The 26820-nt window shown below is 70.0% G+C and carries 27 protein-coding genes; 19 read left to right on the top strand and 8 right to left on the bottom strand.

The features are described from left to right. Positions 1–156: 156 nt before the first annotated feature. Both AB0K34_RS36665 and AB0K34_RS36670 read right to left on the bottom strand, forming a co-directional pair. Positions 157–789, bottom strand: a complete 633-nt coding sequence (locus tag AB0K34_RS36665) for a 2'-5' RNA ligase family protein (RefSeq protein WP_364553374.1) — start codon at positions 787–789, stop codon at positions 157–159. Beyond that, complete coding sequence (locus tag AB0K34_RS36670; RefSeq protein WP_143228102.1) at positions 786–2105, bottom strand: hypothetical protein; 1320 nt, start codon at positions 2103–2105, stop codon at positions 786–788. Before AB0K34_RS36670 ends, AB0K34_RS36665 begins: the two co-directional genes overlap by 4 nt. A 604-nt stretch (positions 2106–2709) precedes the next feature. Here AB0K34_RS36670 and AB0K34_RS36675 point away from each other — a divergent pair. The 10 genes from AB0K34_RS36675 (at position 2710) to AB0K34_RS36720 (ending at position 10597) form a co-directional block, all read left to right on the top strand. After that, entirely contained in the window at positions 2710–2979 is a 270-nt protein-coding gene (locus AB0K34_RS36675; protein WP_301174756.1) for a hypothetical protein, read from the top strand. Continuing rightward, on the top strand, positions 2976–3482 hold the full coding sequence (locus AB0K34_RS36680) for an ATP-binding protein (protein WP_364553377.1): 507 nt from the start codon (positions 2976–2978) through the stop codon (positions 3480–3482). Before AB0K34_RS36675 ends, AB0K34_RS36680 begins: the two co-directional genes overlap by 4 nt. Before the next feature lie 533 nt (positions 3483–4015). Further along, positions 4016–4702 (top strand): GntR family transcriptional regulator, encoded by a 687-nt coding sequence (locus AB0K34_RS36685; RefSeq protein WP_364553379.1) that lies wholly within the window; start codon positions 4016–4018, stop codon positions 4700–4702. A gap of 126 nt (positions 4703–4828) precedes the next feature. Continuing rightward, positions 4829–5254, top strand: coding sequence for a plasmid replication, integration and excision activator (locus tag AB0K34_RS36690; RefSeq protein ID WP_364553380.1), 426 nt, complete (start codon positions 4829–4831; stop codon positions 5252–5254). Continuing rightward, a complete protein-coding gene (locus tag AB0K34_RS36695) occupies positions 5254–5547 on the top strand; it encodes a hypothetical protein (RefSeq protein WP_364553381.1) in 294 nt (97 codons plus the stop codon). Before AB0K34_RS36690 ends, AB0K34_RS36695 begins: the two co-directional genes overlap by 1 nt. Continuing rightward, positions 5547–5855, top strand: a complete 309-nt coding sequence (locus AB0K34_RS36700) for a hypothetical protein (RefSeq protein ID WP_364553383.1) — start codon at positions 5547–5549, stop codon at positions 5853–5855. The genes AB0K34_RS36695 and AB0K34_RS36700 overlap by 1 nt, the downstream gene beginning before the upstream one ends. 89 nt (positions 5856–5944) lie before the next feature. After that, entirely contained in the window at positions 5945–7402 is a 1458-nt protein-coding gene (locus AB0K34_RS36705; RefSeq protein WP_364553385.1) for an FtsK/SpoIIIE domain-containing protein, read from the top strand. Between the two features lie 83 nt (positions 7403–7485). Further along, entirely contained in the window at positions 7486–9102 is a 1617-nt protein-coding gene (locus AB0K34_RS36710; RefSeq protein ID WP_364553393.1) for a replication initiator, read from the top strand. Positions 9103–9164: 62 nt separating this feature from the next. Continuing rightward, on the top strand, positions 9165–9314 hold the full coding sequence (locus tag AB0K34_RS36715; protein ID WP_281259391.1) for a helix-turn-helix domain-containing protein: 150 nt from the start codon (positions 9165–9167) through the stop codon (positions 9312–9314). Then, positions 9314–10597: a site-specific integrase gene (locus AB0K34_RS36720; RefSeq protein ID WP_364553386.1), complete on the top strand. Its 1284-nt coding sequence runs from the start codon at positions 9314–9316 to the stop codon at positions 10595–10597. The genes AB0K34_RS36715 and AB0K34_RS36720 overlap by 1 nt, the downstream gene beginning before the upstream one ends. A gap of 29 nt (positions 10598–10626) precedes the next feature. Here AB0K34_RS36720 and AB0K34_RS36725 read toward each other — a convergent pair whose 3' ends face one another. The 3 genes from AB0K34_RS36725 to AB0K34_RS36735 all read right to left on the bottom strand — a co-directional run bounded on the left by AB0K34_RS36725 (position 10627) and on the right by AB0K34_RS36735 (position 15100). Continuing rightward, complete coding sequence (locus AB0K34_RS36725) at positions 10627–11601, bottom strand: hypothetical protein (protein WP_301174750.1); 975 nt, start codon at positions 11599–11601, stop codon at positions 10627–10629. A 173-nt stretch (positions 11602–11774) separates the two neighbouring features. Further along, a complete protein-coding gene (locus tag AB0K34_RS36730) occupies positions 11775–12938 on the bottom strand; it encodes a S8 family peptidase (protein ID WP_138639014.1) in 1164 nt (387 codons plus the stop codon). 146 nt (positions 12939–13084) lie between these two features. Next, complete coding sequence (locus AB0K34_RS36735) at positions 13085–15100, bottom strand: serine/threonine-protein kinase (protein WP_364553389.1); 2016 nt, start codon at positions 15098–15100, stop codon at positions 13085–13087. A 182-nt stretch (positions 15101–15282) separates the two neighbouring features. Here AB0K34_RS36735 and AB0K34_RS36740 point away from each other — a divergent pair, with 182 nt between their 5' ends. The 4 genes from AB0K34_RS36740 (at position 15283) to purM (ending at position 19396) form a co-directional block, all read left to right on the top strand. Beyond that, entirely contained in the window at positions 15283–15723 is a 441-nt protein-coding gene (locus AB0K34_RS36740) for a sterol carrier family protein (protein WP_364553391.1), read from the top strand. 44 nt (positions 15724–15767) lie between these two features. Beyond that, positions 15768–16394 carry a LamG domain-containing protein gene (locus tag AB0K34_RS36745; RefSeq protein ID WP_171069303.1) on the top strand — a complete coding sequence of 209 codons (627 nt, stop codon included), beginning with the start codon at positions 15768–15770 and terminating at the stop codon, positions 16392–16394. Positions 16395–16919: 525 nt separating this feature from the next. Continuing rightward, positions 16920–18374: an amidophosphoribosyltransferase gene (purF, locus tag AB0K34_RS36750; protein WP_138639913.1), complete on the top strand. Its 1455-nt coding sequence runs from the start codon at positions 16920–16922 to the stop codon at positions 18372–18374. Next, complete coding sequence (gene purM, locus AB0K34_RS36755; RefSeq protein WP_301174746.1) at positions 18371–19396, top strand: phosphoribosylformylglycinamidine cyclo-ligase; 1026 nt, start codon at positions 18371–18373, stop codon at positions 19394–19396. The genes purF and purM overlap by 4 nt, the downstream gene beginning before the upstream one ends. 268 nt (positions 19397–19664) lie before the next feature. On the opposite strand, the gene AB0K34_RS36760 is transcribed toward purM, so the two are convergent. Both AB0K34_RS36760 and AB0K34_RS36765 read right to left on the bottom strand, forming a co-directional pair. Then, positions 19665–19871 (bottom strand): DUF3073 domain-containing protein, encoded by a 207-nt coding sequence (locus AB0K34_RS36760; RefSeq protein WP_089328938.1) that lies wholly within the window; start codon positions 19869–19871, stop codon positions 19665–19667. Between the two features lie 329 nt (positions 19872–20200). After that, complete coding sequence (locus AB0K34_RS36765) at positions 20201–21283, bottom strand: Glu/Leu/Phe/Val dehydrogenase dimerization domain-containing protein (protein WP_364553392.1); 1083 nt, start codon at positions 21281–21283, stop codon at positions 20201–20203. An 85-nt stretch (positions 21284–21368) separates the two neighbouring features. Here AB0K34_RS36765 and AB0K34_RS36770 point away from each other — a divergent pair, with 85 nt between their 5' ends. Together AB0K34_RS36770 and bldC are read left to right on the top strand one after the other, a co-directional pair. Then, positions 21369–22286, top strand: coding sequence for a hypothetical protein (locus AB0K34_RS36770; protein WP_138639916.1), 918 nt, complete (start codon positions 21369–21371; stop codon positions 22284–22286). A 273-nt stretch (positions 22287–22559) separates the two neighbouring features. Then, on the top strand, positions 22560–22763 hold the full coding sequence (gene bldC, locus AB0K34_RS36775; RefSeq protein ID WP_012850682.1) for a developmental transcriptional regulator BldC: 204 nt from the start codon (positions 22560–22562) through the stop codon (positions 22761–22763). A 357-nt stretch (positions 22764–23120) separates the two neighbouring features. Here bldC and AB0K34_RS36780 read toward each other — a convergent pair whose 3' ends face one another. After that, positions 23121–23813, bottom strand: coding sequence for a TetR/AcrR family transcriptional regulator (locus AB0K34_RS36780; RefSeq protein WP_240808332.1), 693 nt, complete (start codon positions 23811–23813; stop codon positions 23121–23123). A 381-nt stretch (positions 23814–24194) separates the two neighbouring features. Between AB0K34_RS36780 and AB0K34_RS36785 the strand changes: the two genes are divergently transcribed. The 3 genes from AB0K34_RS36785 to AB0K34_RS36795 all read left to right on the top strand — a co-directional run bounded on the left by AB0K34_RS36785 (position 24195) and on the right by AB0K34_RS36795 (position 26623). Beyond that, on the top strand, positions 24195–25196 hold the full coding sequence (locus AB0K34_RS36785; RefSeq protein WP_138639917.1) for a LacI family DNA-binding transcriptional regulator: 1002 nt from the start codon (positions 24195–24197) through the stop codon (positions 25194–25196). A 279-nt stretch (positions 25197–25475) separates the two neighbouring features. Beyond that, the gene (locus AB0K34_RS36790) at positions 25476–25712 is read left to right on the top strand and encodes a hypothetical protein (RefSeq protein WP_138639918.1); all 237 of its coding nucleotides are present in this window, start codon (positions 25476–25478) and stop codon (positions 25710–25712) included. A 110-nt stretch (positions 25713–25822) separates the two neighbouring features. Next, complete coding sequence (locus AB0K34_RS36795; RefSeq protein ID WP_138639919.1) at positions 25823–26623, top strand: N-acetylmuramoyl-L-alanine amidase; 801 nt, start codon at positions 25823–25825, stop codon at positions 26621–26623. The last annotated feature ends 197 nt before the right edge of the window (positions 26624–26820 follow it).

Below are 26820 nucleotides of genomic sequence, written 5' to 3' on the forward strand. Positions count from 1 at the left end.
CGGCGCGGCCGTCCGGTGACCGGCGCCCACGCCGCACGCTCCGGGCGGCCTGGCGCGGGGCCGCGCAGCGGCCTGAGCGCCGCCGCCCCTTGATCTCAAACAGCCTAATTCGGCAATGATCAAGGGTTGTGTCCCGCGCGGACGGACGTGGGCCGGTCAGGGATGGCCGAGTAGGTGGGCTTGTCCTACGGGGTGCCAGTCCCAGAGTCGTTCGGCTCCGCGTTGCACGACCAGGGTGACGGTGTCGATGGTGACTTGGCGTGCTGGAAGCTCTCGGCCAAGTGCGGTGATGATCGGCTCGGCTGGCTGGTCCGTCTCGCTGTAGGCGATCGTCATGTGCGGGGCCCACGTGGCTCGGCCTTCGGGCGTTCCTTCGCTGCCGGTCACTTTGAGGGTGGCTGCCTGGACGGCTTCGCGGATCTGGGTCAAGGGTCCCACGGGATGGACGGCGACGGCGATGGCTTCGGGGTGGTACAGGATCCGGCCTAGCGTCGCCTCGACGGGCGGGGTCTTGCTGAGGAGACCTCTTGCGATGGCGAGCATGTCTTGTTGCTGGTCGTCGGTGATCTCGTCGGAGGGGCCGGCGACGTGGGTGGTCACGTGTAGCCACGCAGCGGGGGTCAAGTGCAGGCCGGAGAAGGGGGCGAGCCGCTCTTGAGCCGTCTGCGCGAGTTCCTGCGCTTCGGGATGGCCGCTCATGAGGATGTGCCAATAGACCGTGCCTTGGCCTGGTCCGGGTTCCTCGCGGTTCCGCCAGCGGTCAGTCATCTGCGCAGGCAGCGGACTCATGGGCTCTCCATATCTGCGTCGTCGGTCAGGGCGGCGGCGTTGAAGTCACGGATTTGCTGTCTGAGCTGCGCAGCGAGCGGGCTGTGCTGGAAGCGTGCTCGACCAAGTTGGCGGTCCAGGTCGCCGAGGTAGCGGGTGACGGTCGCAAGCCGCATTCCGGGGTCCAGTGTTAGAAGCTTGGTCAGTTCCTCGGCGGTGCCGTCCAGGTCGCCCTTCAGCAGGTGGGCGACTCCGGTGCCGACACGTATCTGAGCCCAGTTCGCGGGAGCGACCGGGGCGCCCGCTGCCCATGCGCTGTCCGCCATCTCGGCTGCTTGTAGCGCGCCGTCCAGATCACCGGTTCGGGTGGCCACCGACAGGGAGAACAGGGCTTGGCGCTCGGTCGGGAAGGACCACACCGAGAGATCAGAGGGGGTGTCGTGGCCGGCCTCGGCGGATCGCTCGGCACGGTTCACCGCCTCGCGTGCCCTGGTCTTGTCTCCAAGGAGAGCGGCGGCGTTCGCCTCGTACCAGGCGAGTTGTGTCTTCATCGGGTTGGGCGCACTGGCCTCGAAGCCTTGCCGGGCAAGGTCGGCTGCCTCGATGAATCGGTTCTGCCAGCGTGCCGTCTTGGCCTGGGCGTACCAGGCGAGGGACTCGTTGGCTCCTGCCTCCTGGGCCAGGATGAGCGCGGCTGCGGCGTACTCCTCGGCGGCGTGGTCGAGATTGACGTCTCCGAAGATCACGGCGGCGTGGGCTAGAAGGTCGGCATCGATCCTGAGTAGTTCTCGCACGTGGCGGGGCCGGTGACGTCCACGTTCCAAGAGTTCCTGCGTACGGCGATGCAGTTGGACCACTTCGCGGAGCAGTCTTCTCGCCGGAACCTGGGTGTGGGATGCCGCAAGGGACCCTGTTGATCTTGCGAGCCGTGCAATGGCCTCTTCGTTGGTGCCGCTCGTGGTTACCCACTGCGTGAGGCGAGCGAGTTCGGCCGTATGCGCCAACTCGGCCGTCTCGAAGTGGTCGGGATCTGCCTCTGCGGGCGAGGAGGGCGCGAGTTCCGTGCGCGAACGGCTGCGCTCCTTCTGCTTCGCGGGTGGGACGAAGCCGAGTTCCTCAGCCGTCCGGCCGGTCAACTCTTGGAGTGCTTTCCGGTAGGGAGGATGCGGCCAGCGCACTTCTCCCCGTTCCCAACGGCGAAGCCGCTCCTCGTCGCAGACCAACCCCTTCGCGATCGCCGTGGATGTGCGGTTGACGGCCTCGGCCATATCCGCGCGAGTCGAGTACCTCGCCTCACGCCAAGCGGTGAGTTGCACGTTGGGGATCGCGTCGGGCATCCGGCCTTGCCTCACAGAGGGCGAAAGGGGCGGGTTGGGGGCGGGAAAGGGGCTGGTTAGCGGTGCTGACAGAACGTGATGACTGGTTGCCTCTATGACAAGCAACACCGTACGGCATCCGACCACAGTTGATCATGCGGCTTCAGGAGGCATGACTGGTGATCCCTCGTCCCGGAGAGACCGAGCCGACTCGTGAGACCCCCTGCGGTTCGTGCATGGGGCGTGGCTGGTCCTGGGTGTCGTCCCGGCTTGACCTGCTGGTCGCGCGAGGTGGCATCGGACGCGGGCCGGAACGACGGCGGGAGAACTGCACTGAGTGCGGCGGGGTGAGCCGCGCCGAGGTGGCGTAAGGCGGCGAGTCCGGCGGCATGCCGCGGGCGGTCGTCATCCGGTTCGGCTCTCGCGCGGGCCGCGAGTCAGGGTGACGACAAGACCCCATGTCGCCGTATCCGAATTACATGGAGAGGGAGGCGTTGTCATGGCGGGTGACACGGGAAAGGCCAGTGTGGTCACTGGCCCAATGAGATCGGGCGCCGTCGATGACGGTGGGCCCGTTGGTCGGCTCAATCACGCGGTTGGCGCGCGTCGGTTGCACTTGGCGGCCTTGGACGCGGTGATCGTGCGGGGCGGGGAGCCGTTGTCGTGTGGGTTGGCGAGCCAGGCGGGAAGGCCGCCGCTGTTGTTGGTGGTGAGCGGCGCGGACCGTGCGCGGTCGGTGCCCGTGGGGTGTGAGCGGCTCGGCGGGGTGTGGTGGTTTGTTCGCGCTGACTCCGGTGAGCGGGTGGCGCCGGTCGACGACGTCGAGTCGGCTCCGGCGGTGCTGGCGGGCATGCTGGCGGGCCCGGTCGCCGGCGGGGAAGGCGACCTTCGATGACCGCAACGGCTCTGATGGACAAGTCGGCGCATCTGCGCGTGCAGACGCTCACGAAAGCCGGTCCCGAAAGCGTGTATCTGAGCCGTGCTCTGGTGCGCGAAGCCCTGGAGGGATGGGGACTCGCTGCCTACGCGAGCGACGCCTGCCAGATCATGGGTGAGCTTGCGGCCAACGCCGCAACGCTCTGCAAGGGCACCACGATCCGCGCTTGGGTGAGCCGGATCGACGCTGGCATAGAGCTATGCGTGTGGGACGGGCACCCTGGACGCCCCGCGCTGCAAACACCAGTCGACGGCGCCGAGTGCGGGCGCGGCCTGATCATCGTTCAGGCGTTCGCGTCCGGCGGCTGGGGATGGTGCAGCCTGGGCGAAGGGAAGTTCGTCTGGGCGCGCATCGCCGTCGATCACGCGTTCATGCTCTCCGCCGCGCGGACGGTCGGCCGTCCGGTAGTGGGAGGTCTCCCGCACGTTGACAGGCCCACCCGCCCGACCGCCGTCCCGTAGACGGCCCCCGCCCTGCGGAGCGCTTCCCGCCGGTTCCCCCGGCCTGGTGGGGTTCCTCAATCGCCCGCGGGGCGGGCGGCAACCAACTCAACCCGGCGTCAAAGTCACTCCGCGGCCCCAGGCACCACAAGTCTCACGGCCGTTCAGGAGAATCCAAGGCCCGAATAGCCGCACGGCCTTTCGTGTGGAGACCTCGTCCAGTGGATTGCTCGGGCCTGCGTCATCAAGGGTTGAGCTGAGCCCCCGGCGTACCGCAGTTGATCGCTGCGAGTCTCGCCGGGGGTTCAGTCGTTCCTTGGGCTTCCCGGATCGGGGTGACCTCTGGACTGGGTTGGGCGGGCGGTGCGTGAGGGCGGGCGTGGGCCCTGGTGGGCGCTGCTGAGGTGGTTGGGCGAGGAACTGCCTGCTCGGGAACCAGTGATGTCGTGACAGCGCCGGTGACGTCTGGTTTCCTGGGGGTACTCGTATTGTCGAGCTGTTGGCAGGACATCGTGTCAGATCACGCTTCGTACGCTCCGAAGTACGTCCAGATCATGGAGACGCTTCGCGCTCGGATCAAGGACGGGACCTATCCCGTCAACGCGCGGATACCCTCCGAGTCGGCGCTTGGGCGGGAGTTCGGGGCGGCGCGTCCCACGGTGGTTCGTGCCTTGAATGAGATGCAGCTCTTGGGCGAACTGCATCGTGAACACGGGCGGGGCACCTTCGTTAAGGCCGCTCCCTCGTCTGGGGCGCGTAGCAGCCGGCCCGGTCTGGCCGTCCTGGATCGACAGGAAACCGCCTCGTCGGTCATGTTGGTGGAGGTCAGCCGCGTACCTGCTCCGAACGCGGTGGCGATGCTCCTCGGACTGGCCGAGTCGGCACCTGTCCACCTGCGGCGATACGTGGGGCTGTACGACTCCATCGCCAGTGAGCTCGTCTCGCTGTGGACTCCGCTGGATGTCGCGCGGGCCTCGGGCCTGGACCAAGATGGGCTGTTGACGGTTCCGGTCCGCCAGCTCTTGACCGCGCACGCCAAGGACCGCTTGGTGCGCGTCGATGAGCGCCTTCGTGCTCGACGTGCCACCGACCAAGAGCGCCGGTCCCTCGACCTGGTGGAGGGCGAGCCCGTGCTGTCGGTGCTGGGATCGGTAGTCGACTCCACCGGCCGCACGGTCCTGGTCGTGGAGGCCGCCCTCCCGGGGTCACTGCACGTGCTCGAAGAGTCCTACGGACTGTGATTCAGATCACTCGATAAGTCGACTTACACCCCCTTGTAAATCGCTCGCCCTCACATAGTCTGTCGATACAGCAACTCGACAAACCGAGTTGTCGTCAGGAAGATCGATCGACAGGAGTGATCCGCGATGGCGGTGCAGGGTCCGTTCAAGGTGGCGTTCGGGGACGTGTTCCCGTTCGGGGCGTTCGTGAAGGGCGGGGTGGAGGCGGTGCGGGACTTCGACCGGTCGACCCGTGAGAACTTCGTGCAGGCGCGGGACAAGGACTCCGGGGAACTGGTGTGGGCGGTGGAGGTGCTGGACGCCGACCCCGAGTCCAAGGGCACGTTCAAGGTGAAGCTGTCGGCGCCGGTGCAGCCTTTGGTGCCGGAGGCTCCGGCGGGGTTCCCGTTCGTGCCGGTGGAGTTCGACGGGCTGATGGTGACGCCGTACGTCAACTCCGGTACCGGACGGCTGGCCTACTCCCTGAAGGCGAGCGCTGTCCGTCCGGCCAACTTCAAGGGCGGCGCGAACCGCTCGGGCAAGGACAGCGCGGCGGGCAAGGAGGCCGCGTGATGGCGGGCGGGCGCATGTCGGCGCTGTCGCTGCCCATCGACGGCGCGGCCTCGACCGAGTTCCGGGCGTTCCGGGCGCGTACGCCGCTGTTCACCGTCTCGGCGGGGCGGGTGCTGGTGACCCTCACCCTTCCCGAGCGGCTGAACGCCGGGGACGTGGAGTTCGCGCGGCGGCTGGCCGAGCAGGCGGCGGCGTACGCGGTGGAGGTGGAGCGGCTGTACCGGTCCGGCCGCCGCCCCTCGCTGGGCCGGTCCTCCTCGGCCCGCTCGTCCGGGAAGGGAGCGGCTGCCTGATGGGTGCTTACAGCTACACCACGGTTCAGGTCGAGCCGGACGGGACGGCGCTGACGTCGGTGAGCATGCACCCGGACGAGCGGGTGTCGGTGCTGTACCCGCGCGGCAAGAACCGGGCGCAGATCTCCATCACGCACAGCTACGCCCACGTGACCATCGCTCCGACCAGGGCCACGTCACCGACCGCCGAAGACGTCCGGGTCGCGCGCAAGCTCGCCGAGTCGTTCGCGGCGTACGCGGCCGAGGTGGAACGGCTCCACGCCCTCAACAACCCCCAGGGCGTGCCCGCCGAAGACACGGCGGCCTGAAAGCGGGTGGGGCGGCTGGAGCTGGTACCTCCGGCCGCCCCGCTTCTCTCGCTCTCCCACAGCTTTGAAAGAGAAGAGGTGTCCAGGTTATGGCCTGGGAGTTCCGCAAACTGCGCCCCGGTGACAACGTCGCGGTAGAGGCGCAGCGTGACCCGTTCGCCGCCCCGAAGTGGGCGCCTCCGGTGTGGCACATGCCCGAGGGCCTGGTGCTCATCGTCAACACCGTCCGCGCCCTCGTCCGGACGATCATGTTCCTGGTCCGCAACATCGTCCCCGTCTCCGTCCTGTCCGCCCTGGGCTGGCTCGGCTACCGCTTCGGCTGGCTCGTCCCCGTCCTGGTCCTGGCCCTCGTCGCCGTGGCGCTAGGTGTGTGGGCGGTGGTGGACCGCCGGTCCTTCGTCCGCTGGATCGCCCGTCCCGCCCGTGCCCGGTGGCGGCTCGTCGCGGTCTACCGGCGCGACTGGCAACCCGTCCTGGTCACCGCTGGCCTGACCAAGGTCCACAAGGGCCGGGAGTACCTGCCCTCCCTCGTCAAGGCCCGCTGCGGCCCTACCTCGGATCGGGTGCTCGTCCGCATGCTCAAAGGGCAGGCCCCGGACGCGTGGGAACGGGTCGCGGTCAACCTCGCGCACGGCTTCGGCGCAACCCTCGTCCGAGTCCGCGACGGGGACCGTCCAGGCCGCATCTGGCTGGAATTCGTCCGCCGCGACGCCCTCGCCGTCCCCATCCCCGCCCTGCCCGTCCCGGACGGCTCCGACGTCGACCTGTCCGGCGTGGTGATCGGACGGTGCGAGGACGGGTCGCCATGGCGGCTGCGGCTCCTCGGCACGCACGTGTTGATCGCGGGGGCGACGGGGGCCGGCAAGGGCTCGGTCATCTGGTCGACCATTCGCGCGGTGCTGCCGCTGATGCTCGCGGGGCTGGTGGAGGTGTGGGCGGTCGACCCCAAACGGATGGAGCTGTCCTTCGGGCGTCCGCTGTTCGAGCGGTACGGGCGGTACAGCGATGACCCCAAGGGCGGCATGGTCGAACTCCTCGAAGCGGCGGCCGAGGACATGAACGCCCGCGCCGAACAGTTCGCCGGTGTCACACGGTCGTTCACGCCCTCGCATGAGCACCCGTTCCGGGTCATCGTGGTCGATGAGCTGGCGTTCCTGACCGCCTACTGCCCCGAACGGGACCTGAGAAAGCGGGCCGAGTCGGCGCTTGCCGTGCTCACCAGTCAGGGGCGTTCGGTGGGGTACTGCGTGATCGGGGCGCAGCAGGACGCACGCAAAGAGGTCAACAACCTGCGCAACCTGTTCCCCGACCGCATCGCCCTGCGCCTGGATGAAGACGAGCAGGTGGACATGGTGCTCGGCGACGGTGCCCGCGACCGTGGCGCCCTTGCCGACCAGATCTCCTCCGTCCCCGAGATCGGCGCGGGCGTCGGGTTCGTCCGACTGGAGACTTCGCCTGATCCGGTGCGGGTCCGGGCGGCCTATGTCTCCGACTCCGACATACGCGACATGGTCGCCTACGGCGTGCCCGATGTGGAGGCGGCGTGAGGCAACCCACCCTCGACGACACCTCCGACGACACTCCGCCCTCGCCGGCACCCGAACCCGGCCCGGAGCCGGTCGTCAAGACGCTGGCTCCGCTGGCGCGGGGCGTGTTGGAAGCGGTCGCGGTCGAACACGGTGTCTGCGTCCGGCCGGTCCCCATGCGGCGGGTCGACCTGAACACGGGCGCGGCGGAAATGGTCTACGTGCCGTGCGGTCACACGCTCGCCTCGGTCTGCCCGTCGTGCGCTGAGCGCAAGCGCAAGCTCCGGGCCGTGCAGTGTCGCCAGGGCTGGCACCTGACCGAGGAACCGGTCATCACGCGCGCCGACCCCGACGCCGAACAACGAGCGTGGATGGAACTGCGGGCGCACGCTGCGGCAGCCCGTGACCGCGCGGCCGAGGACGGCGCGGCGGAAGGGGAAGACGCCTCGTTCTGGGACGCGGTGATCCGCGACTTGGACAACGAGCTTGAACGGACCGGGGTCCGCGGTTCCCTCAAGACCGGTGAGGAGACAAGGGGCCGGCGCACCCGGTCGACTCGACGGCGCCAAGATGCGCCCGACCTTCCTCGTCGTCCGGTCGACTCCCGCACGGTCGGCAAGGTGTTCTGGGGTCGGGACGGGAAGACCTTCCGGCCCTCGCTGTTCCTGACGTTGACGCTCGACTCCTACGGGCGGGTGCGCGGTGACGGTACGCCGGTCGACCCCGAGTCCTACGACTACACGCGGGCTGCCCGTGACGCCCTGCACTTCTCCAAGCTCGTCGACCGGTTCGTGCAGAACCTGCGCCGGTTCGTCGGCTACGACGTCCAGTACTTCGCCGCCGTCGAACCGCAACGCCGTCTCGCACCGCACCTGCACATGGCCATACGCGGAACCATCTCCCGCGCTGAACTGCGGCAAGTGGTGGCGGCCACCTACCACCAAGTGTGGTGGCCCCCGACCGACCGCGTCGTCTTCGACGGCGAACACCTCCCCGTCTGGGACGACATCGCGGGCGAGGACGGCGGCGGCTACCTCGACCCCGCCACCGGTGAAGTCCTCCCCACCTGGGATGAAGCGCTGGATGCCCTCGGCCAGGACGACGACGCCGAACCGCTCCACGTGGTCAGGTTCGGGCGGCAGATCGACGCGCAAGGCGTCCTGGCCGACTCTCCCGACTCGCGGCGCTGCATCGGCTACCTGACCAAGTACCTCGTCAAGGGCGTCGCCGAATGCCACAACGCCGACACTGGCGCGCAGCGCGAACACGTCGACCGGATGGCCGAAACACTCCGCTACGAACCCTGCTCGCCGACGTGCGCGAACTGGCTGCGCTACGGCGTACAGCCCAAGAACGCGCGCAAGGGCATGACGCCGGGCTACTGCAAGGGCAAGGCACACCGACGCGAGCACCTCGGCTACGGCGGCCGCCGCGTCCTTGTCTCCCGCAAATGGTCCGGCAAGACCCTCGCCGACCACAAAGCCGACCGCAAAGCCTGGGTCCTCTCCCGGCTCGCTGAGGCTGGCGTCCCCGTGTCGAATCCGGCTGATCCGAAGGCCGTCCACGTCTGGGAACGGGCGGGGCCTGGCGACCCGGACGTGAAACCGGCCGAGCAACGGCTTCTCCTGCTGATCAACGAACGCATCCAACGGCGCCGCCAGCTCGACGCCGCGACCCACAACCCCACCCCAGAACTTTCGGCAACTGCGGAGGCAGCGTGAACAGGGCGCCAAGCACCGAGGTAGTGAACCTGCCGGTCGACCGAACATGGACTCCACAGGAGGTGTCTCGTTTCCTCGGCGTCCCGGTGGCCACGCTCCATCAGTGGCGCTACCTCGGCACTGGACCCAAAGCGGCCAAGGTGGGGCGTCATCTCCGCTACCTGCCCGCCGATGTCCTCGACTGGTTCCGCCAGCAGCAGGAGGCCGCGTAATGGCCGTCTACGACCGGTGGCACACGGCCAAGCCTCGTGGCGACGAGCAGGGCAAGGCGATGCCTCGATGCCGTGAACACAAGCAGTTCCCCAGCGCGGATCACGGCAAGGGAGATCGCTGGCAAGTCCGCTGGCGTGACGAGAACGGTAAGCAGTGCAAGCGCAACTTCGCAAAGAAGGCGGGCAAGGACCCGAACACGTGCGCTGATGCCTTCGACGCCAAAGTCAAAGCGGACCTCGATTCCGGGATGTACGTCGACCCGAACGCCGGGAAGATCACCTTCCGGGAGTACGCCGAGCAGTGGCTTGCCGCCCAGACCTTCGACGAAGGGACCCGCGACGCCATCGAGCAGCGGCTACGCCTGCACGTCTATCCGGACCTCGGAGACAAGCAGCTCGGCGTGCTGTCCAAGCGGCCGTCCCTGATGCAAGCGTGGCTGCGGGGACGTCAGCAGGTGATCGCGCCGAACTACGTCCGCGTGATCCTCGCGCACGTGTCCACGGTCTTCAACGCGGCCATAGACGACGGCGTGATCATCAAGAACCCGTGCCGCGCCTCGTCGGTGCGTGCGCCCAGGCGGGACGGGCGGAAGTTCGAACCGTGGCCGGTCGAACGGGCGGCGGCGGTCGGTAGCGCCATCACTGAGCGATACGCGGTGATGGTGGCAGTTGGGGCACGGCTCGGACTTCGGCAAGGTGAGGCGTTCGGCCTGGCCGAGGAAGACGTCGACTTCCTTCGCCGGGTCGTGCACGTTCGACGGCAGATCAAGATTTTCAAGGGCCGGCGCAAGGTGTTCGCTCTGCCCAAGGGCGGCAAGGAACGCGACATCCCACTACCGGAGTCGCTGCGGCTGCTCCTGGCCGAGCACATGCAGCCGGACAACTACCCGCCCGTGCCCGTGACTCTGCCGTGGAAGACGCCGGACGGTGACCCGGTGACGGCTCGGCTGATCTTCACGACCCGGCAGGGGACGGCAATCCATCGCACCGAGTGGAACCGCTTCGTCTGGAAACCGGCCCTCGTGCGCGCCGATGTTCCGGCAACTCGGGACAACGGGTTCCACGCGCTGCGGCATCACTTCGCCAGTGTGCTGCTGGAGCAGGGCGTAGACATCCGGGCGCTCGCCGAGTTCCTCGGGCACGCTGACCCCGGTTTCACGCTCCGGACCTACACGCACCTCATGCCGTCCAGCCGGGACAGGATGCGCAAGGCGATTGATGACACCTGGGGAACGATTCCGGGCACGAGTGCCCTGGATGTGCCCTCTCGGGAGATCTCGTGAGCTGCGGCCCTGCTCAGAGCGAGATACGTCTAGAAGACCGAGATGTGGACGTGGTCGTAGTGGTTGGCGGTTACGCCGCCGCGGTTCTCCATCGTGCGCCAGCCGGGGCTGCGCATGTCGTAGATGCGCTGGCGCCAGATGACGTACTTGATGCCGAGGGCGCTGGCGTGGGAGATGGCGTACTGGGCGGTCTGGTCGCCGAGTGACTGGGCGCTGCCGGAGGCCATCGCGCCGCCGGTGGTGACCATGAAGTCACAGGCGTGGCCGGTGCCGTGGTCTTGCGGGTCGGCGGTGTGGCGGACGCAGCCGATCGTGGGGAAGGGCCCGAACTCCACGTCGAGGGTGTTCTTCACCTTCAGCATGCGGGGCGTGACGCCGCCCATGCCGACGCTCGGCGACTCGGGCTTGTACTTCTTCACGAGGTTCTTGATCTGGGCCTTGCGGTTCTTGAGGTCCTGCAGTTCCTTCTTCAGCTCCGTCATCTTCTGCTGCGCCTGCTTGCGGGCGGCGAGCTGGTCGTCGACGAGCTTCTGGATCTGCGAGACCTTCGCGGCCTTGTTCTGCGCGAGGTGGCTGACCAGGGTGGCGTTGCTGAGGAGGTCGGTCGGGTTCGCGTCGGTGACGAAGGTGACGGTCGGGTCCTGGCCGCCGGTCATGTACTGGGTGGCCGCGAGCTGGGCGACGAGGTTGCGCGCCTCGACGAGGTCCTTCTGCAGGGCGTTGGACTTGCTCAGCGCCTTCTGGGCGGCGTACTGGGCGTCCCGCAGCTTGGCGAGGTCGCCGCCGTACTCCCTGTCGAGCTGCGCGATCTGGCGGTTCAGCTTGGCGAACTTGGCGCTGTCGCCCGGATCCATGGGGACGGCCGCGGGGGGTGCCGCCACCGCCGACGGAGTCGCGGTGCCGAGCAGCGGCAGTGCCGTGGCGATGGCCACGAGAGCCGCGGCGGCGCGTCGTCCACCTCGCCGGCGGGCGGTGGGCCGACATGTGGAGGCGGGGGTCTCCACGTGTTCTCCTCTCGTCATGGCCGTAGGTACGGAGGTCCGGTGGCCCGAAGGTCAATGAAAGCTAAAGAACCGTCCAGCCTCGCCAAGGGTAGACCCAAGGGCCCGGTGGGACGGCGCGTACGCGCGAAGCCCGGCTCCCTTGCTGGGAGCCGGGCCATCCTACGTGACCGGACTCACAGCTTGCCCTTGTAGAGCAGCCGATTGGGCTGCGACCGCAGCTTCTTGAGACTGTGCGTGGAGTTGTCGTTCAGCCACTTCTGCACCTGCGGGAAAGTCGCCTTCTTATGCGTGGACAGGTAGAGGGCCGCCACGCCGCTGACGTAGGGAGCGGCCATGGACGTTCCGCTGGCCTTCTTCAGGCCGCCGCCAGGCCAGGTGGACCAGATGCCGTAACCGGGTGCGTTGATGTCGACGCACTTGCCCCAGTTGGAGAACGCGGCGCGGTTGTCGTAAACGGTGGTCGCGCCGACCGTCATGACCCATCCGGCGCCGGACGGGGAGAAGTTGCAGGCGTCCTTGTTGTCGTTGCCTGCGGCCACGGACACGAACACCCCGGACTTGGACAGGTTCATCACGGCGGTGTTGAGCGCCGAGGACTTCGGTCCGCCGAGGGACAGGTTCGCCACGGCCGGCTTGGCGGCATGGGTGCGCAGCCACTGGACGGCGGCGACGACGTCCGACATCGAGCCGGAGCCGTTGCAGTCGAGGACGCGCAGTGCCCGTAGCTTCACCGACTTGGCGGCGCCCGTGGTCTTGGCCCCGATGATGCCCGCGACGTGGGTGCCGTGGCCGTTGCAGTCGCTTCCGTTGCCGCCGAACCTGCTCGCCGTCCAGGCGACGGAGGCGCGGCCACCGAACTCCTTGTGCCGGACGTCGATGCCGGTGTCGATGACGTAGGCGTTCACGCCGCTGCCGGACGACGTGTAGGAGTAGGTCTTGGAGAGCTTCCTGGACCGCTGGTCGATCCGGTCGAGGCCCCAGGGCAGCGGTGAGCGCTGGGTGGTGGTGGCCCGGACGACCTGGTCCTGCTCGATCGCGGCGACGCGGTGGTCGCGGCGCAGCTTGTCCAGCTGGTCGCCCGTCAGCTTGGCGGCGAAGCCGTTCAGCACGCCGTCGAAGCGCTTGACGCCGGACGCCCTGACGTTCTTCGCGGCGGTGTCGGTGGACGCTCCGGGCTTCAGCGTGACGATGTACTGGCCGGGCACCGGGGTGCCCTCGGCCGCCGTCACCCGCACCAGGGACGCGGAGTCGCCGGCGAACGCGGGGAGCGCCGCGGCGGCGGCGAGGCTCGTCGCGACCGCGCCGGCCAACAGCAGCCTTCGGTGGACAGCCCGCACGGCCTCTCCTTCTGCCGGGGGACCGCGAGCGGCGGGCCCCGCCAACAAGGCCGATGATCTCGACCGAGGGGAACCCTAGCGGAACTGTCCTGATAAGAGACGACAAACTGACTGTATTGCCGGATATGAGGCCCTATGTCCGCCGGTCAGTCGCGGTTGAGCCGGCCGCCGTAGGCGAGCTTCGTGCCCGGCTTGCTCCACGTGTACTGCAGGGTCCCGTCCGGCTGGCGGGTGATCTCGACGACCCCGCTCGTGCACGGCTTGCCGATGGCCAGGTTCATCTTCAGCGCGCTTTCGGTGCCCCTGGCCAATGTGAGCGTGCCGTTGCACCCCTCACGCGGATACACCGCTTGGGCCGTGGTGCCGCCTGTCTGGAACGTGACCTCCACTGGGAAGGAGACATTGCGGTTGGTGTTGACCACAGTCCCCTTCCAGGTGCCCGCAAAGGACGACGGGATCGTTGTCACCGGACGGTTGTTGGACGCGTTGGCGCTGTCCGGGGGCGGCCCATCGTCGCCCTTGAGTTGGGGCCACAGCACCAGCGCGATGATGGCGATGCCGACGCTGACGCCGATGAACAGCGAAAGGGCGAGCCCGAGCACATGGTTGCTGGGGCGGCGCATGCGCGCGAGGGAGGACAGCGGTGAGGAACGATGCCCGCCGCCGTCGCGCCCATGGCCGAGCCCGGGGATGAGGTTCCCCGCCGTGTCGCCGCCGGTGGGCGGGTGGTCGTACATGCCGACCGCGTCGAACGTCGCCGTCGGGTCCGGAGCCACCGCGTCGAACGCGGCCGTCGGGTCGGCGGCGACCGGATCGAACCTCGTGGTCTCGTCCGACCGGGGGTGCTCCTCCCGCCCGGCGGAGCCGGCCGGACGGTCCAGGCCGACGGCGCCGAACATCGCGGTCGCCTCGAAGGCCGCCGGGTCCAGGTCGGCCAGGGGCGGCGGCTCGGGTGCGGGCTCCGGGTCGCGGCGGGCCTTGCGGGTGCGCGAGAGCTTGCCGAGGAGGGGAAGGGACGGCGACGCCCCCTCCTGAGGCGGACGAGGCGGACCGGACGGCCCTGGTGGCCCGAAAGGCCCAGGCTGGGCGACCGGAGGAGGAGGTACCGGTGGCCCTTGAGGAGCCATGGGCAGCGGCGGAGGCATCGGTGGTGCGGGAGGGTGGGCCGGGCCCGAAGGACCCATGGGAGGCGCTGGGACGCCCATAGGTGGTACTGGGACGCCCATGGGGGAACGCAACGGCGCCGCCGGTGGGACGTCCTTCCGGGCGCCCCCGGGACCTGCCGCAGGGCCGGCGGCCAAGGCGCGTCCCTCTTCCACCATCGACGGTGGCATGCGGGCAGGAAGCGGACTGTCCGAGCCAAGAAGCCGCTCAAGGATGCGCGGGGCCGTGGGACGGGCGGCCGGGTCCTTGGACAGGGCGTCCGCCATCACCTCCCGCACGGCGTCGGGGACGTCCGACAGGTCGGGCTCGTCGTAGACGATGCGCTGCATCACCTCGGATGGCGAGCCCTCGCCGAACGGCGCCTTGCCCGTGGCGGCGAAAAGCAGGGTCGACGCCCAGGCGAACACGTCCGCGGCCGGGCCGATGCCCAGACCGCTCAACTGCTCCGGAGCCTTGTAGGACGGGTCCTCGGTGTTGTGGCCGCTGAAGGCGACGTTCACCGCTTCCAGAGCGTGCGCTATACCGAAGTCGCTCATCCGCGGGCCGTTGCGCCCCAGCAGGACGTTCGCCGGCTTCAGGTTGTGATGAAGAGCACCCGCACGATGGACGGCCGCGAGCGCGACCGCCATACCGACCGCCAGGCGCTCGACGACGGCGCCGCCGCGCACGCCCTCCTCGTCCACGAGCTGCTGGAGGGACGGCCCGTCCACCCACTCGCTCACCACGTAGGGGCGGTCGCCCTCCACGTCGGCGGCCAGGATCGCCGCCGTGCAGAACCCCGAGACCTTCCGGGCGGACGTGAACGCGCCGGCGAACCGGGACCGGGCGACGGGCTCGCCGCTGAGCCGCACGTGCAGGACCTTCACGGCGACGTGGCCGCCGGCCGGGTCCCTGCCGAGGAAGACGGCGCCCTGCTCACCGACGCCGAGCCGGCCCGTGATCTCGAACGAGCCGAGCCTGCGCGGGTCACCCGGCTGCAGGGGCAGCGCCTCGGGCATCTCACGAACCTCCGTGTCCTCCGGGGACGCGCGTCCCCGGCTCCCCGTTCAACTCACTCCCATGCCTGGCACCGGGGTCCATTTCTACCGCCTGTCCGGGCCGGCCGTGCCGGAGCGGCCCCCCACCCGCGTCCGCCGCCGGCTCCGCGTTCACCCTGACGGACGGGGTAGCGTCGGTCCCGATGCCGCGATCTCCGCTGACCTCCGCCGTCCTGAACGAGCAGCGCGCCGCGCTCGGCCTGCCGCCGCACACCGGCGCGGACGAGCCCGCCGCGCTCCGTCGCGCGGCCCTGGACACCGTCCTCGCCGCCGAGGCGGAGGGCACGGAACCATCCCGGCCGGTGGTCAAGGGGGCGGTGCGGTTCCTGCTCGACCGGCTCGCCGAGTCGGCGCCCGGCCGCTCGGTGGAGGTCCGGGTCCCTCCACACGCCGCCGTTCAGTGCATCGACGGCCCGCACCATACCCGTGGTACACCACCGAATGTGGTGGAGATGGACGCCGCGACCTGGATCGCGCTGGCGACGGGACGGCTGGCCTGGGCCGACGCGGTCGCGGACGGACGGGTCCGGGCCAGTGGCGCGCGCGCGGACCTGACGGGCTATCTTCCTCTACCCATCGACTGAAACCTTCCCGTGCGGGAGTATCCGCCTTGCTGGAGGTGATCCCCGTGCTGATCGCTCATTGGACGTTCGACGTCGACACCGTGGACGGCCGCACGGTCGCGGACGCGACCGGGGCAGGGCCCGCCGCCGAACTGGACGAGACCGCCGGGATCGTCCCCGGCCGCGAGGGGGAGGCGCTGTCGCTCAGCGGGCGCGACCGGGCCGTCATCCCCGCCGTGCCCCAACTCGTCCTCAGCCAGGTGTTCGGGTTCAGCCTGGCGTTCTTCGTCCAGGTCACCGAGGCGCCCACCGGCGAGTGGCGCAGCCTCGTCTACAAGCCGGTCGCCGAGGACGACGCCCGGGGCCTCGGCCTGTGGCTCTACCCGGACGCCATGCGGCTGCGGGTCCAGCTGTTCACCGTGAAGGGCCCCGACTATGTCGACAGTCACATCAGGCTGTCGCTGGGGGAATGGACCCATGTCGCCTTCGTCGTGAACACCCAGGGGATGTTCCTCTACGTCAACGGCGTACTGGACGGTGCCGCCCCCCTGGAGCACCCCGTCGTCACACCGTCCGGCCCCATCTACCTGGGCAGCGAACTCACCAAGCCCGGCTTCGGCGGGCTGATGGACGACTTCCGGGTGTACTCGTCCGCGCTCAACGAGGACGCCGTCCGGGCCTTGGCCGAGTGACCCTCACTAGCGCCCCGCACCGCACCGGCGCCTTGGACGTCCGCTCGCGCATAGGGGAACTCGCGCTCGACGCAGCCCCGGCGTGACGTCTCGTCCGGGTACCTCGTCTCGTCCGCGCACTGCACGGCCTTGCTCAACAGCCAGAAGCCCACGCCCCCGCCTATGAGGAGCGCAAGGGCGGAGCAGACGACCCCTACGACGGCAGGCCGTCGGTCAGGGTCCCGCCGGACGAGGGAGACCACTCCCAGAGCGAGCCCTACGAGAGCGGGTATCAAGCCCACCAGGCAGAAGACGAGCCCCACCAGTCCGGTGATTCCGAGCACCTGCGAGGCCCTCGCCAGCCCGCTGCGCCGCGGCGGTGCGGGCGGCGCGTAGGTCTGGTACCCGGGCAGCGTCATGTGTCCCCTCCACGTGTCGTCCCCAGATTCCCCCGAACCGCGTGATGCCCGTGGTTCCAGGGGGTAAAGGTCCGTTAAGACATGCCACCGATCGGAGCAGGTGAATCGGGCATCTAGACTGGCGAGCGTGCCTCTCCGTGACGGACGTCTGAGCCACGACATCGATCCCTCCGACCGCGCTCCCCAGGACGCCTGCGGGGTCTTCGGCGTCTGGGTCCCCGCCGACCAGGCGTCGCGGGCCGAGGTGAGCAAGCTCACCTACTACGGCCTGTACGCGCTCCAGCACCGCGGCCAGGAATCGGCCGGCATCGCCGTCAGCGACGGCTCCCGCATCGTCGTGTTCAAGGACATGGGCCTCGTCGCCCAGGTCTTCGACGAGTCGGTGCTGAACACGCTGCGCGGCCACATCGCCGTCGGCCACTGCCGCTACTCGACGACCGGGTCGCCGACGTGGGAGAACGCCCAGCCCACCTTCCGGTCCACGGACGCGGGCGGCCTCGCGCTCACCCACAACGGCAACCTGATCAACACCCCGGAGCTGGCCGCGCGGCTGGAGCCGGGCGTGCTGACCGCCACGACCGACACCGAGGTCCTCACCGCGCTGTTCGCCCACCACGGCGAGGGCGGCCCGATGGCCGCGGCGCGGGAGATCCTCCCGGCCACCCGCGGCGCGTACTCCCTGGTCTTCATGGACGAGGGGACGCTGTACGCGGCCCGCGACCCCGAGGGCGTGCGGCCGCTCGTCCTCGGCTCCCTGGAGGCCGGCGGCTGGGTGGTGGCGTCCGAGACGGCCGGGCTCGACATCGTCGGCGCGCGCTTCGTCCGGGAGATCGAGCCCGGCGAGCTGGTCGCCATCGACGGCGACGGCGTCCGGTCCGAGCGGTTCGCCGAGCCGCGCCCCAAGGGCTGCCTGTTCGAGTACGTCTACCTGGCGCGGCCCGACACGACGATCGCCGGGCGCAGCGTCCAGGCCACCCGCGTCGAGGTGGGCCGCCGGCTGGCGCGCGAGCACCCCGTCGAGGCCGACATGGTCATCCCGACGCCCGAGTCGGGCACCCCGGCCGCGATCGGGTACGCGGAGGCGTCCGGCATCCCCTACGGCCAGGGCCTCGTGAAGAACTCCTACGTCGGGCGGACGTTCATCCAGCCGTCCCAGACGATCCGGCAGCTCGGCATCCGGCTCAAGCTGAACCCGCTGCGCGAGGCGATCGAGGGCAAGCGCCTGGTCGTGGTGGACGACTCCATCGTGCGCGGCAACACCCAGCGCGCCATCGTCGGGATGCTGCGGGACGCGGGAGCCGCCGAGGTGCACGTGCGCATCTCCAGCCCGCCCGTCGCCTGGCCCTGCTTCTACGGCATCGACTTCGCGACGCGCGCCGAGCTGATCGCCGGGAACCTGTCCGTGGAGGAGATCCGCGACTCCATCGGCGCCGACTCGCTCGGCTACATCTCCCTGGACGAGCTCATCTCCGCTTCGCAGATCCCCAAGAACAACCTGTGCCGGGCGTGCTTCGACGGCGTCTACCCCATCCCGGTGGAGCAGGACGCTCGCGGCAAGCACCTGCTGGAGGTCGGGCGTTGACGTCCTATGAGGCCGCCGGTGTCGACATCGCCGCGGGCGAACGCGCCGTAGAGCTGATGAAGTCCCGGGTGGCCCGTTCACGGCGCCCGGAGGTCGTCGACGACGTCAGCGGGTTCGCGGGCCTCTTCGACGCCTCGGCCTTCCTGAAGTACAGGCGTCCTCTGCTCGCGACGTCCACGGACGGCGTCGGTACCAAGGTCGACCTGGCGCGGCGCCTCGGCGTCTACGACACGGTCGGGCACGACCTGGTCGGCATGGTCATCGACGACCTCGCCGTATGCGGGGCCGAGCCGCTGTTCATGACCGACTACATCGCCTGCGGGAAGGTCGTCCCGGAACGGATCGCCGACATCGTCGGCGGGATCGCGGACGCCTGCGCCCTGGCCGGGTGCGCCCTCGTCGGCGGTGAGACCGCCGAGCACCCGGGTCTCCTGGAGCCGGACGAGTTCGACCTCGCGGGCGCGGGGACGGGCGTCGTCGAGGCCGACGAGATCCTCGGCCCGGACCGCGTCCAGGTGGGGGACGTCGTCCTCGCCATGGCCTCGTCGGGCATCCACTCCAACGGGTACTCGCTCGTCAGGCACATCCTGGCCACGACTGACCTGACTCTGGAGTCCGAGCCCGCCGAACTAGGCCGTCCGCTGGGTGAGGAACTTCTCACCCCGACGCGCATCTACGCCAAGGACTGCCTCGCGCTGATCCAGGCCGGCGGGGTGCGCGCGTTCGCGCACATCACGGGCGGTGGGCTGGCGGCGAACCTTGCCCGCTCGCTGCCGCCGACCGTGGACGCGGTGCTCGACCGCTCGTCGTGGGAGGTCCCGGCCCTGTTCCGCGTCCTGCAGGGCCACGGCGGCGTGCCGCAGCCCGAGATGGACAAGACGTTCAATCTGGGCGTCGGGATGGCCGCGATCGTGAGCCCGGACGGCGCCGACGCGGCGCTGCGCCTGCTGACCTCGCGCGGCGTGCCCGCCTGGGCGCTCGGTGAGATCACCGACGGCACCGGTGCCGCCGTCCTGCGCTAGCCGCGCGGCCCGCCGCCCCACCGTCCGGCGGGGCGCGGCCCGAAAAGGCGGGGACGCCGGGTGGGACGGGCTGAGAGGGTCGCTGAGCGCCTCTCAGCCCTCAACCGTCACCACGGAAGCGTGCGCCGCCGAAGGTGCCTCAGGGGCCCTCTCGGCGGCCGACGGAAACCATGACTCGCACACCCCCCATGAGGGAAAACCGCGCCGAACTGGAGAAGTCACGACAAACGCCACTGCCCGTGGCGGGCAGTGGCGCTCTGTCGGCCGGTCAACCGGAGGTGCCGTCCTTGCGGTGCTCCGTGCCGTAGTCATCGGCGTAGTCGGCGTACTTCTCGGCGAGCTCGTCGTACGAGTCGTCACCGGAGTCCGTGACTCCCAGTTCGTCCTTCAGGCGGTCGAGGTCCGTGTTGCCGGTGTTGTACTTGAGCTGCCGGGCAACCTTCACCTGCTTGGCCTTGGCTCGGCCGCGACCCATTGGCTCGACCCCCTCGATGGTCAGGGCTTTCGTGGGCCCATCAACGCGCGCGTGTACCACACGAACCGGTGCCTGATGAGCCATGCGTCAGTCACGGGTACAACCGTACCCGTTTTGCGCCTGGCTCGGTACATCGACGGTACGTGGCGGCGCTCCTGTTGCTGATAACAACAGTGTATCCGGTGGTCACGAGTACATGCCCAGGCCGCCGTGGGACGGTCGTACAGCGCTCCACGGCGGCCCTTACAACGGTCTTGCAACGGTCTAAACGAGTCAGGAAGCCCCACTGTCCAGACCGGGGCCGAGCCCAAAAGGACCCCTAGGCCGCTCTAGAGGAGGATCCCCCGCAGCCTGCCGATCTCGGACATCCGGCGCTCCGCGAGCCGGTCGGCGGCCACCGCCGGCGGGACGCCGTCGTCGGCGGCCAGCGCGAAGATCTTCCTGGTCGTGTCGTAGATGCCGGACGCGCGGGCCTTGGCGCGGTCGAAGTTGAAGCCCTCGATCTCGTCCGCGACCTGGATCACACCGCCCGAGTTCACCACGTAGTCGGGCGCGTACAGGACGCCCCGGTCGGCGAGGCTCTTCTCCACTCCCGTGTGGGCGAGCTGGTTGTTCGCCGCGCCGCACACCACCTTGGCCCGCAGCACGGGAACGGTGTCGTCGTTCAGGGAGCCCCCCAGCGCGCAGGGTGCGTACACATCGAGATCCGCGCGGACCATGGCGTCGGCGTCGGTGACGACCTCCACCTCCGGGTGCAGTGACCGGACCCGGTCGACCGCCGCCTCGTTCACGTCGCAGACCACGACGTCCGCGCCGTCCTCGCGCAGGTGCTCCACCAGCCGGTGACCGACCTTCCCGACACCTTCCACGCCGACCCGCTTGCCGTGGAGGCTCGGCGTGCCCCACATCGTCTCGGCGGCGGCCCGCATGCCCTGGAACACGCCGAACGCCGTGAGGATGGAGGAATCGCCCGCGCCGCCGTGCGCGACCGTCCGTCCGGTGACGTAGCGGGACTCCCGCGCCACGATGTCCATGTCCTCGCTGTACGTGCCGACGTCGCACGCCGTGTAGTAGCGGCCGTTCAGCGACTGGACGAAGCGTCCGTACGCCCTCAGCAGCGCCTCGGACTTGTCGACGGCCGGATCGCCGATGATGACGGCCTTGCCGCCGCCGAGGTCGAGCCCGGCCATGGCGGCCTTGTACGCCATGCCCCGGGACAGGTTCAGCACGTCGGCGAGTGCCTCTTCCTCGGTGCCGTAGGGGAAGAAGCGGGTTCCTCCCAGGGACGGGCCCAGCGCGGTGGAGTAGATGGCGATGATGGCGCGCAGGCCGCTGGCTTCGTCTTGGCAGAAGACGACCTGCTCGTGTCGGGGTTCGGTGCCCTTGTGGGGCGCCCCGAAGACATTAGGCACGGTAGTGCCCTCCTCTCTGTCTCTAGATCAGACTAGGGCGCGGTATGGCCCCCCGTCCGCCCTGATCTCATGTCACGATGCGGTTGTGCTTCCGTACGCCGCGTACCTACGGGTTTATGAACCGGTGACCGCCTTCCCGGAGCCCGCGCGGACACTGTGGACGGTCTACGCCGACTCCAGGCGGCGCCCGCGGCGGATCCACGCGCTCGGTGTGGAACACCGCGAGGCCGCGCTGAGGCTGGTCGGCACGCCGCCCGAGGTCGTCCCCGAGCGGGAGAGCCGGGACGCCTACGTGCGCCGCCTCGATGACATGATCTACGTGTGCCCGTGGGGGACGCGGCTGCGCTCGTGGCTGGCCTTCGAGCGGTTCCGCAACGAGCACGCCGCCGGCGTCGCGGCGGCGTTCGTCCCGCCGCCGGTGGCGGAGCGGGCGATGAGCGAGTTCGAGCAGTGGAAGCGCGCCGGGCGGCCGCTGCGGCCGCACATACTGACGAGCACCTGGCACGTCCCGCTCGACTGGTTCGTGCCGTTCGCGCGCGGGGAGCGGTGCCTGATGCTCGGCACGCCCGGGACCGGGTACCGGAAGTCCGCCGACGCGGCCGAGGAACTGCCCGGCCACGGCCCGGCCACGGCCGCGCCCGCGCGCACGCTGAGTTACGTCACCTCGATGGGCGAGGCGCGCCGCCGGGTGGCGACGGCGCTCCCGGTGGTGCGCGAGAACCTGGGCGACGGCTCCGAGGACGTCTACCTCCTGTCGGCCGGGCGGCTGGAGACGCTCGCCCGGTGGCTCGGCGAGTTCCATCCCGGCTCCCTGGTCGAGCTCGACTACGGCGGCCTCGTCCACCTGCTGGACGACCGGACCCTCAGCGCGGACGAGTCGGTGGCCGAGATGACCGTCGCCCTCACCGGGATGGAGCGCGGCGAGGCCGAGCTGACCGTCGCGATGTACAAGCGACTGCTGGCCCGCTGGCGGCCCGTGCGGGCGCTGGAGGCCGCGAACTAAAACAAATTTCCCGAATCCGCGCGCGATACGACTATACGTGTCGCTAGAATCACGCAGCGTGACCCACTGTTCGCCGCTCAGGTGCGACACCCCGCCGTCGCGGGGATGTTTGCACGCAACTACCGCCAGGAACTTGCTTGTTGCGCTGAGTGGTGGCAAGGTTACACGTTGTGATGTCATAGTGGCTCTTTCGGGCCATAGGGGACATCAGTGACCACGCGAGGATCAATCGCAGGATCGCTGTCATCGGTCCACGGAGGAGAGGCCGCAAACATGTCAGCACGTACGCCAGAGGCCGAGCCCCTGCTGACGCCGGCGGAGGTGGCGACGATGTTCCGCGTCGACCCCAAGACCGTCACACGGTGGGCGAAGGCGGGAAAGCTCACGTCCATCCGGACGCTGGGAGGGCACCGTCGCTACCGCGAGGCGGAGGTGCGGGCGCTGCTCGCCGGCATCCCGCAGCAGCGCTCGGAGTAACGCGCACGGCACCAAGGGGGGACGGCCGGGAGGCCGCTGGGCGACCTCGCGCGCGAAGGACGCTCCAGGGGTCTCCTGGACGACCGGCCGGGACCACGGTCATCCGAGAACCGTGGGCCCGGTACCGAGCACGCCGTTCGGGCCGGCGTCGCGCCCGCGGATCCCGCGGGTGGGATGCCGGCCTGCACGGAATTTCGGACACCTTAGGTTCAATCGTCCACAACCGGACACCAGTCCCGGCGGCCACAGCAGTTACGGCCGCACTTGTTACGGCCACAGTTGTCAGGACCGTGGCGGTTACGACCGCACCTGTTGCGACCACAGCGGTTACGACCACAGCGGTTACGGCCGCGGCGGTCAGTCGCCCAGCTCCTCCTGGGAGAGGCGGGCGAACAGGGCGCCGGTGCCCGGGTCGTGGCGGCCGGCAGTCTGCATGATGGCCACGAGCTGGTCGACGAGCAGCCGCTCCAGCTCGGGGCGCGGCACGTCCCGGTTCTCCAGCCAGTCCAGGCCGGCGGTCTCCACGGTCGCCATCCAGCAGCGCAGCGTGATGCGCAGCACCGGCGGCGGGACCTCCACGTCCAGCGAGTGCAGGATGCGGTCCAGCAGCAGCCGGCGGATGCCGTCGACGATCTCGCCCGCCTCGCCGGAGCGGTCCGCGGGGCCGCCGCGCAGCAGCGCCGTGTAGCCGGCCGCGTGGCTCTCCACGAAGTCGAAGTACCGCTTCAGCGAGATGCGCAGCCGGTCGAGCGGCTTGCCCTCCGTCGGCGGTTCGAGCAGCACCGACAGCTTCTTCGCCGCGCTGCCGAGCGCCGCGATGTACAGCTCGTACTTGCCGCCGAAGTAGTGGTAGACGAGGGCCCGGGAGGCGCCGGCCGCGGCCGCGACGTCGTCGATCGAGATGTCCTCGGGCGAGCGCGTGCTGAACAGCTGCAGCGCCGCGTCGATCAGCTCGTCCCGCCGTTCGTCCACGCTGAGCCGGCGACGGCCCCGTCCGCCGCCGCTCCGTCGGCCCTGCGCCTTGCCGCCGGCCACCGCACGATCTCCCACCTGGGCAGCGTATCCGAGCCGGGCCCGGAGCCGTGCCGCGCCGACCGGGCGCGGGACGTCCTTTTCACCGGGTCGTGATCGGCCGCGGACACGACTGTGATCCGGAACACCACAGGCCCGAACCACCTTTGGCGTATGCCCGTTACTCCCGGTTGCGACGATTCGGGCGGAAGGCGCGGCATCATGGCATCTCCTCCCGAGCGGAGGTCGGCGCGCCGGTTCCCCCGGCGGCGCGTCGTCGCGGCAGGTCCTGCAGGTCCCCCCGGACGGAGTGCCATGTCAGCTGATGAACCGAATCCCCCGTACGGCAGGCAGGGAGAGGGCGCGGTGCCCCAGCCGCGCAGCGGATCCTCTCCCGCCGCGCGCGAGGAGGGGAGGGCGGTGCCGGCGCCGAAACCGACGATCCGCAACGTCGCCGAACGCGCCGGAGTGTCGAAGTCGCTCGTCTCACTGGTGATGCGGGGGTCGCCGCACGTGAGCGAGCGCCGGAGGCAGGCCGTCCTGCAGGCCGCCCGGGAGCTCGGCTACCGGCCGAACGCCGTCGCGAGGAGCCTGGTCGAGGGCCGCACCCGGCTGATCGGCGCCATCGTCGCCGACCTGCACAACCCGTTCTTCGCCGAGTTCCTCGACGGGCTCCAGGAGAGCCTGCACGGCGCCGGCCTGCGGATGCTCGTCGGCAGCGGCCGGTGGGACCCGCTGTTCGAGGCGGAGGCCGTCGAGGCGTTCCTGGAGATGCGGGTGGACGGGCTGGTGCTGCTCAGCGTCGTCCCCGAATCGCTCAAAGAGGCCGCGGCGAGCGTCCCGGTGGTCGTCGTCGGCGAGCGCGACGTCCACGGCGTCGACATCGTGGTGGACGACGACGAACTCGGCGCCAGCCTGGCCGTCGACCACCTCGTCGAACTCGGCCACCGCCGCATCGCCCACATCGAGGGAGCGCGCTCCACCACCGCCCACTACCGCCGCGCCGGCTACGAGAAGGCGATGCGCCGGCACGGGCTGGCCGCCGAGATCGTCGTCGAGACCGGCGACTTCACCGAGGACGGCGGCTACCGCGCCGCCCGCTCCCTGCTGCGCCGCGACGCCCGCCCCACCGCGATCTTCGCTCCCAACGACCTGGTCGCGACCGGCGCGCTCTCGGCCGCCGACGAACTCGGCATGCGGGTGCCCGCCGACCTGTCGATCGTCGGCTACGACAACACCCACCTCGCCGCGATCCGCCACATCTCCCTCACCAGCGTGGACCAGCCGCGCCGCGACATGGGGCGGGTGGCCGCCGAACTGCTCACCGCGCGCATCGGCGACCCGTCCCGGCACGCCCGGCAGAACCTGGTCGTCCCGCACCTCGTGGTGCGCTCCACGACGGGGCCCGTTCCCGCCCCGTGACCCGCCTCCCCCGGTGACCCGAGACGTCCCCCCGCCTCTTCACGCTCCCGCACGCACGCCCGCGCGACCGGTGCCCGCGGCCGCCCGCGGCCGCGTCGATCGTTCAGGAACCGGTTTTCGACGGGTAAGGGGCTGGCCAAGCCTGCCGCATTCGCCGGTCCCCGGCCCGCCGCCGGGGGGTTAATGGGACTCACCGTCCGACGGGTGCATCCGGGCGGCCTCGGGGGAGGCCGCCCGGCCGGGCCGGACGTCGGGAAAGTCCACTGGGGGGTTCAGCTCGTGCGTGATCCGGAACTGGTGTCGTGCGCGCAGCGCGCGGCGAGCGAATTGGAACGCGCGTGGTCGGAGTGGCGCAACGCCCGCGGCCTCGCCGAGCAGGTGTCGGAGTCCGTCGCCAGCTATGTGGCGCATTCCATCGACCACCCCTGGGGGCGGCCCCGCGTCGTCCTCGGCCTGGACGCCGACGAGGCGCGCGCCCTCGCCGCGCTGCTCGGCAAGGAGGACCCGCTCCGCTGATTTCGCGGACCGCGTTTGACGAACCTCCGCCGCCGTGCAGACTGTCAGGGTCCCCGGTAACGAAGTCATCACGGAGGAATCGGCCTGTGCGAATCCATCGAGGCGGCCCGATGGCCGCCGGTCTCGCGCTGTGCCTGGGCGCGCTCACCGCGTGCACCGGCTCCTCCGGCGCGTCCGCTGACGACCCCGCGCCTCCGCCGACGGCCCCGGCCGCGCCCGACGAGCAGTCACCGGCCGCCGCGAAGGCCGGCGGCCGCCCGCTGGACGGCCGCACCATCGTGATCGACCCGGGCCACAACGGCGGCAACGCCGCCCACCCGTCCGAGATCAACAAGCAGGTCAAGATCGGCAACGGCAGCAAGGCGTGCGACACGACCGGCACCGAGACCCGGTCCGGCTACGCCGAGCACGCCTTCACCTGGGACGTCTCGAACCGCCTCGCGAAGCTCCTGCGCGCCCGCGGCGCCAAGGTCGCCCTCACCCGCGAGGACGACAAGGGCGTCGGCCCCTGCATCACCGAGCGCGCCGCCCTCGGCAACCGCCTGAAGGCCGACGCCGCCGTGTCCATCCACGCCGACGGCGCCTCCGCGTCCGGCCACGGCTTCCACATCATCGAGCCGCTCTCCATCGGCCGCAACGCCGCGATGGTCACCGGCTCCGCCAAGCTCGGCAAGGCCCTCCGCGACGCCTACCACCAGGGCACCGGCATCCCGTACTCCAACTACCTCGGCAAGAACGCCATCGACCGCCGCGACGACCTCGGCGGCCTCAACATGTCGAAGGTCCCCAAGGTCTTCATCGAGTGCGGCAACATGCAGAACAAGACCGACGCCGCCAAACTCGCAGACCCCGCCTTCCGCCAACGCATAGCCGAGTCCCTGGCGAAGGGCTTCGAGACATATTTGGGCTAGCTGTGTCTGCCCAGGGGGGCGACCCCCTGGAACCCCCGTCACGGGCTGTGTTAGCCCAGGGGGGGCGACCCCCTGGAACCCCCGTCACGGCCGAGAGGCTGTTTCCCGATCCGCTGGCGCGTCTCGTGAATCCAGGCCGTCACCTCGCCGGCGTCCAGCCCGAGTGCCTCCACGCTAGGCACCGGCGGTCTCGCGTT

This window comes from Actinomadura sp. NPDC049382, from assembly GCF_040677125.1.
GTDB lineage: Bacteria > Actinomycetota > Actinomycetes > Streptosporangiales > Streptosporangiaceae > Spirillospora > Spirillospora geliboluensis.

Coding starts and splice junctions, on each gene's coding strand:
- AB0K34_RS36665 (WP_364553374.1), bottom strand. CDS start 789: ATGAGTCCGCTGCCTGCGCAGATGACTGACCGCTGGCGGAACCGCGAG.
- AB0K34_RS36670 (WP_143228102.1), bottom strand. CDS start 2,105: ATGCCCGACGCGATCCCCAACGTGCAACTCACCGCTTGGCGTGAGGCG.
- AB0K34_RS36680 (WP_364553377.1), top strand. CDS start 2,976: ATGACCGCAACGGCTCTGATGGACAAGTCGGCGCATCTGCGCGTGCAG.
- AB0K34_RS36685 (WP_364553379.1), top strand. CDS start 4,016: ATGGAGACGCTTCGCGCTCGGATCAAGGACGGGACCTATCCCGTCAAC.
- AB0K34_RS36690 (WP_364553380.1), top strand. CDS start 4,829: ATGGCGGTGCAGGGTCCGTTCAAGGTGGCGTTCGGGGACGTGTTCCCG.
- AB0K34_RS36695 (WP_364553381.1), top strand. CDS start 5,254: ATGGCGGGCGGGCGCATGTCGGCGCTGTCGCTGCCCATCGACGGCGCG.
- AB0K34_RS36700 (WP_364553383.1), top strand. CDS start 5,547: ATGGGTGCTTACAGCTACACCACGGTTCAGGTCGAGCCGGACGGGACG.
- AB0K34_RS36705 (WP_364553385.1), top strand. CDS start 5,945: ATGGCCTGGGAGTTCCGCAAACTGCGCCCCGGTGACAACGTCGCGGTA.
- AB0K34_RS36720 (WP_364553386.1), top strand. CDS start 9,314: ATGGCCGTCTACGACCGGTGGCACACGGCCAAGCCTCGTGGCGACGAG.
- AB0K34_RS36735 (WP_364553389.1), bottom strand. CDS start 15,100: ATGCCCGAGGCGCTGCCCCTGCAGCCGGGTGACCCGCGCAGGCTCGGC.
- AB0K34_RS36740 (WP_364553391.1), top strand. CDS start 15,283: ATGCCGCGATCTCCGCTGACCTCCGCCGTCCTGAACGAGCAGCGCGCC.
- AB0K34_RS36760 (WP_089328938.1), bottom strand. CDS start 19,871: ATGGGTCGCGGCCGAGCCAAGGCCAAGCAGGTGAAGGTTGCCCGGCAG.
- bldC (WP_012850682.1), top strand. CDS start 22,560: ATGTCAGCACGTACGCCAGAGGCCGAGCCCCTGCTGACGCCGGCGGAG.
- AB0K34_RS36795 (WP_138639919.1), top strand. CDS start 25,823: ATGGCCGCCGGTCTCGCGCTGTGCCTGGGCGCGCTCACCGCGTGCACC.